Here is a 6,526-nt window from a genome sequence, read left to right as displayed (position 1 = left end):
GAGCGCAGCGGCATGACCGGCGCCCTCGACGCCGACGACGTCGACCGCATCAGCCGCGGCGGCGTGGCCGCCCTCGCCACCGAGGAGGCCCTCGCCCTCCTCGACACCGCCCCCACCCTCGACCGGGCCGTGCTGTTCCCCATGCGCCTCGACCTCACGGCGCTTCCCACCGGCCCGTCCCTGTCACCCGTCCTGCGCGGACTCGCCGCAGCACCTCCGCAGCGGCCGACCGCCGGCGCCGCACCCCGCACGGGGGGCTCCTCCCTCGGACAGCGGCTGGCCGGACTGCCCGAAGCCCAGCAGACGCGGACCCTCCACGACCTGGTCGTCACCGAGGTGACCGCCGTACTCGGCCACCGCGCACCGGGCGCCCCGGAGCCGACACAGGTGTTCAAGGACCTCGGCTTCGACTCCCTCTCCGCCGTGGAACTGCGCAACCGGCTCAGCGCCGTCACCGGCCTGCGGCTGCCCGCCACCCTCATCTTCGACCAGCCGACCCCGGCCTCCCTCGTCGCCTACCTGAAGGCGCGCCTCGTCGACACCGGCGACGCGAAGGTACCCGCCACGGCGGCCGCCCCGCTGCCCGCCGACGAGCCGATCGCCATCGTCGGCATGAGCTGCCGCTTCCCCGGTGGCGTCCGCTCACCCGAGGACCTGTGGCGGCTGGTGCTGTCCGGCGGCGACGCCATCGCGGACTTCCCCGCCGACCGCGGCTGGGACATCGACTCCCTCTACCACCCCGACCCCGCCCACGCCGGAACCTCGTACGTCCGTGAGGGCGGCTTCCTCGACGGCGCCGCCGACTTCGACCCCGTGTTCTTCGGGATCTCCCCGCGCGAGGCCCTCGCCATGGACCCCCAGCAGCGCCTGCTCCTGGAGACCGCGTGGGAGACCTTCGAGAACGCCGGGATCTCCCCGACCTCCGTGCGCGGCAGCCGCACCGGCGTCTTCACCGGCGTCATGTACCACGACTACGTCAACCTCCTCCACGACCAGGAGGGCCTGGAGGGCTACGCGGGCAACGGCAGCGCCGGCAGCATCGCCTCGGGCCGCATCGCCTACACCCTGGGCCTCGAAGGCCCCGCGGTCACCGTCGACACGGCCTGCTCCTCCTCCCTGGTGTCGGTACACCTCGCCGGCCAGGCGCTGCGGCAGGGCGAGTGCACCATGGCCCTGGCCGGCGGCGTGACCGTCATGTCCAGCCCCAACACCTTCGTCGAGTTCAGCCGCCAGCGCGGACTGGCCGCCGACGGCCGCTGCAAGCCCTTCGCCGCCGGCGCCGACGGCACCTCCTGGTCCGAGGGCGTCGGCATGGTCCTGCTGGAACGCCTCTCCGACGCACGGCGCAACGGGCACCAGGTGCTCGCCATCGTGCAGGGTTCGGCGGTGAACCAGGACGGCGCGTCCAACGGCATGACCGCCCCGAACGGGCCCTCCCAGCAGCGTGTCATCGAACAGGCCCTGTCCAAGGCGCAGTTGACGGCACGCCAGGTCGACGTGGTGGAAGCGCACGGCACCGGCACGACCCTCGGCGACCCCATTGAGGCCCAGGCCCTCCTGGCCACCTACGGCCAGGACCGCGAGCAGGACCGGCCGCTGCTGCTGGGCTCCGTCAAGTCGAACCTGGGCCACACCCAGGCCGCGGCGGGCATGGCCGGCGTCATCAAGATGGTCATGGCGATGCGCCACGGCGTGGTGCCGATGACCCTGCACGTGGACGAGCCGACCCCGCACGTCGACTGGTCGGCGGGCGCGGTGCGCCTGCTGACGGAGACGGTGCCGTGGCCCGAGACGGGCCGCCCGCGCCGGGCCGCGGTGTCCTCGTTCGGCATCAGCGGCACCAACGCCCACACCATCCTCCAGGAGGCCCCGCAGGAGCCCACCGCCGACCGTGACACCACCCCCACCCCGGGACTTCCGGTGTGGGTGGTGTCGGGGCGTGACGCGGAGGCGGTGCGGGCCCAGGCGGGCCGGCTGCTGGAGCGGGTGTCGGCTGATCCGGAGCTGGACCCGGTGGACGTGGCGTTCTCGCTGGTGACCTCGCGGGCCGCGCTGGGCAGCCGGGCGGCCGTGGTGGCGGGGGACCGTGCGGGTCTGCTGGCCGGGCTGGAGGCCCTGGCCGAGGGCCGCTCGGCGCCCGGCGCGATCGAGGGTGCGGTCTCCGGCGGGAAGTTCGCCTTCCTGTTCTCGGGTCAGGGTGCGCAGCGTGCGGGTATGGGCCGTGAGCTGTACTCGGCTCAGCCGGTGTTCGCGGCGGCCTTCGACGAGGTGTGCGCCCACTTCGACAGCCCGCTGAAGGAGATCGTCTTCGGCGAGGGGGAGCGGGTCCACCGTACGGAGTTCACCCAGCCGGCGCTGTTCGCGGTCGAGGTGGCTCTGTACCGGCTGGCGGAGTCGTTCGGTCTGCGTCCGGACTTCGTGGCGGGGCATTCGATCGGTGAGATCGCGGCCGCGCACGTGGCCGGTGTGCTCTCGCTGGCGGACGCGGCGCGTCTGGTTGCGGCGCGTGGTGCGCTGATGGGTGCGCTGCCGGAGGGCGGTGCGATGGTCTCCGTACGGGCTACCGAGGAGGAGATACGCCCGCTGCTGTCGGCCGGTGTCGACATCGCGGCGGTCAACGGGCCGCAGTCCGTGGTGGTTTCGGGTGCGGAGGACGCTGTCCTGGCCGTGGCCGCGAAGCTGGCGGAACAGGGTCGCAAGACCAAGCGGCTGACCGTCTCGCACGCCTTCCACTCCCCCCTCATGGAGCCGATGCTGGAGGCCTTCCGCGAGGTCGCGGAATCCCTCACCTACACGACTCCCGCCATCCCGGTCGTCTCCAACGTCACCGGCGGGCAGATCACCGAGTTCACCGCCGACTACTGGGTCGAGCACGTCCGGGGTGCGGTCCGCTTCGCCGACGGGGTCCAGTACCTCGCCGGACAGGGTGTCACCCACTTCTTGGAGCTGGGCCCGCAGGGTGTCCTGGCCGCCATGGCGGGGGAGTCCCTCCCCGACACCTTCTCGGGACTGCTGACCCCCGTCCTGCGCAAGGACCGCCCCGAGCCCGAGGCCTTCCTCGGGGCCCTCGCCGAGGCCTGGACCCGCGGCCTGCCCGTCGACTGGCAGCCCCTGCTCTCCGGCCGCCGCGTCGACCTGCCCACCTACCCCTTCCAGCGGCAGCGCTACTGGCCCGGCACCGGCTACGCCGCGGCCGGGCAGGCGGAGCCGGTGTCGCCGCTGGCGCAGCGCCTGGAGTCGGCGGACGACCCCGCGCGTGTCCTGCTCTACCTGGTCCGCGACACCATCGCCACCGTTCTCGGACACGCCGCGCAGGAGACGGCGGACCCCGAGCGGGCCTTCCGTGACTTCGGCTTCGACTCGATGACCGCCGTCGAGTTCCGTACCCGGCTCAGCAGCGCGACCGGGCTGCCGCTGCCCGCGACCCTGGTCTACGACTACCCGACCCCGGCCGCGCTCGTGGCCCACCTGTCCGTCGAGCTCCTCGGCGGGACCGGAACCGGACCGGCCCAGGTGCGCCGCGTGGTCGGCAGCGACGAGCCGATCGCCATCGTCGGCATGAGCTGCCGTTTCCCCGGAGACGTCGGTTCCCCCGAGGACCTGTGGCGCCTCGTGGCGTCAGAGGCCGACGCGATCTCGCCCTTCCCGCGCGACAGGGGCTGGAACATCGGGGCGCTCTACGACCCGGACCCCGAGCACCAGGGGACGACGTACACCCAGCACGGCGGCTTCCTCCGGCACGCGGCCGACTTCGACGCCGGCTTCTTCGGGATCTCCCCGCGCGAGGCCCTCGCCATGGACCCTCAGCAGCGCCTGCTGCTGGAGGTGGCGTGGGAGGCGTTCGAACGTGCCGGACTGACCCCGAGCGCGGCGCGCGGCAGCGGTACCGGTGTCTTCGTGGGCACCAACGGCCAGGACTACACGGCCCTGGTGTCGCAGTCCGCCGAGAGCCTGGAGGGCTACCTCGGCACGGGCGGCGCCGGCAGCGTGGCCTCCGGCCGCATCGCCTACGCCCTGGGCCTCGAAGGTCCCGCACTGACCGTCGACACCGCGTGCTCCTCGTCGCTGGTGGCCCTGCACCTGGCGACTGAGGCCCTGCGGCGCGGCGAATGCGAGCTGGCCCTGGCGGGCGGCGTGACCGTCATGTCGACCCCGCAGTCGTTCATCGACTTCAGCCGCCAGCGCGGCCTGTCGCCCGACGGCCGCTGCAAGCCGTTCGCGGCCGCCGCGGACGGCACGGGCTGGTCCGAGGGCGTCGGCATGCTTCTCGTGGAGCGGCTCTCCGACGCCCGCCGCAACGGCCACCAGGTCCTCGCGGTGATCCGCGGCTCCGCCGTCAACCAGGACGGGGCCTCCAACGGCCTGACCGCCCCCAACGGGCCCTCCCAGCAGCGCGTCATCCGCCAGGCCCTGGCCAACGCCGGCCTGACCGCCGACCAGGTCGACGCGGTCGAGGCGCACGGCACGGGCACCCCGCTCGGGGACCCGATCGAGGCGCAGGCGCTGCTGGCCACGTACGGGCAGGACCGTCCGGCGGAGCGGCCGCTGCACCTGGGCTCCCTGAAGTCCAACATCGGCCACACCCAGGCCGCGGCCGGCGTCGGCGGCGTCATCAAGATGGTGATGGCGATGCGCCACGGCGTCCTGCCCCGCACCCTCCACGTCGACGAGCCCACCCCGCACGTGGACTGGGAGGCCGGTGCGGTCGCCCTCCTCACCGAGAGCACGGCATGGCCGGAGACCGGCCGGCCGCGCCGGGCGGCCGTGTCCTCCTTCGGCATGAGCGGTACCAACGCGCACCTGGTGCTCGAACAGGGCCCGCTCGACACCCCGGACGAGGGCGCCGAGTCCCCGGGGACCCCCGCGCCCTGGCTGCTGTCCGCCGCCTCGCCGGAAGCCCTGCGCGGACAGGCCCGCCGCCTGCGCGACCACGTCGCGGACCGGCCGGCCTTCGACCCGGCCGAGGTCGGACGCGGCCTGGCCACGGCACGCACCCTCTTCCCGCACCGCGCCGTCGTCATCGGAGCCGACCGCGCCGAGTACCTGAGCGCGCTGGACGCCGTGGCACGCGGCGAGGCGGACACCGACCTCGCCCAGGGACCGGCCACGTCCGCGTTCCTGTTCTCGGGCCAGGGTGCGCAGCGTGCGGGGATGGGGCGTGAACTGTACGAGGCCCAGCCGGTGTTCGCCGCCGCCTTCGACGAGGTGTGCGCCCACTTCGACCTGCCGTTGAAGGACCTGGTCTTCGGGGGCGGGGACGAGGTCCACCGCACCGAGAACACCCAGCCGGCGCTGTTCGCGGTCGAGGTGGCCCTGTACCGGCTGCTGGAGTCCTACGGCATCCGCCCGGACTTCGTGGCCGGCCACTCGATCGGGGAGATCGCGGCCGCGCACGTCGCCGGTGTCTTCTCGCTCGCCGACGCGGCGCGTCTGGTGGCGGCCCGCGGCGCCCTGATGGGGGCCCTGCCGGAGGGCGGGGCGATGGTCTCCGTCCAGGCCGACGAGGACGAGGTCCGTGAGCTGCTGTCGGCCGGTGTCGACATTGCGGCGGTCAACGGCCCGCAGTCCGTGGTCGTCTCGGGTGCCGAGGCAGCCGTCCTGGCGGTGGCCGCCACGCTCGCGGAGCGGGGTCGCAAGACCAAGCGCCTGACCGTCTCGCACGCTTTCCACTCGCCGCTGATGGAGCCGATGCTGGAGGCGTTCCGCGAGGTCGCGGAAGCCCTGGCCTACTCGGCACCCGCGATCCCGGTGGTCTCCACCCTCACCGGAACGCTCGCCACGGCGGAGGAACTGACCTCGCCCGCCTACTGGGTGCGTCACGTCCGCGAGGCCGTCCGCTTCCATGACGCCATGCGCCACCTGGAAGCCGCCGGGGTGGACACGTACCTCGAACTCGGTCCCGACGCCGTCCTGACCGCCATGGGACAGGCCTGCCTCGACGAACCCGCCGCGCTCCTGCCCCTCCTGCGCCGCGACCGCTCCGAGACGCGCACGCTGCTGGGATCCCTCGGCCGGGCCCATGCGCGCGGCGTCCCCCTCGACCTGCCCGCGCTCTTCACGGGCGCACTGGCGGCCCCCGCCGACCTCCCGACGTACGCCTTCCAGCACGAGCGGTACTGGCCGCGCATCGCGGAACAGCCCGCGGTCCCCGGCTGGCTCGTACCGCGACGCGGTAAGGACGCCCTCGACGACCTCCTCTACCAGGTCACCTGGCACCCGGTGGACACGGCGCAGCGGACTGCGTCCGGCCGGTGGCTGGTGGTGTCGGGGGAGGCGGGTGCCGATCTGGTGGGTCTGTTGTCGGTGTCGGGTGTCGATGTGGTGGAGCTGGTGGGGGGTGGTCGTTCGCGTGGCGAGCTGGCCGAGGCTCTGTCCGGTGTCGGTGGTGTCGATGGTGTGGTGTCGCTGCTGGATGTGGCGGGTTCGCTGTCGTTGGTGCAGGCGCTGGGTGATGCGGGTGTTGCGGCCCGGTTGTGGTGTGTGACCCGTGGTGCGGTGTCGACGGGTGTGTCGGACCGCGTTGTGG

Annotated in this window: 1 protein-coding gene; it reads left to right on the top strand. The window is 73.5% G+C overall.

Going from position 1 to position 6,526, the window contains the following annotated elements; genetic code table 11:
* Positions 1-6,526 (top strand): type I polyketide synthase (locus ACZ518_RS39270; RefSeq protein WP_469117823.1); only part of this gene is annotated, 6,526 nt, incomplete at both ends.

The sequence above is a fragment of the Streptomyces sp. NPDC033966 genome (genome assembly GCF_055575955.1).
This window is presented reverse-complemented; position numbering and strand designations above follow the sequence as displayed.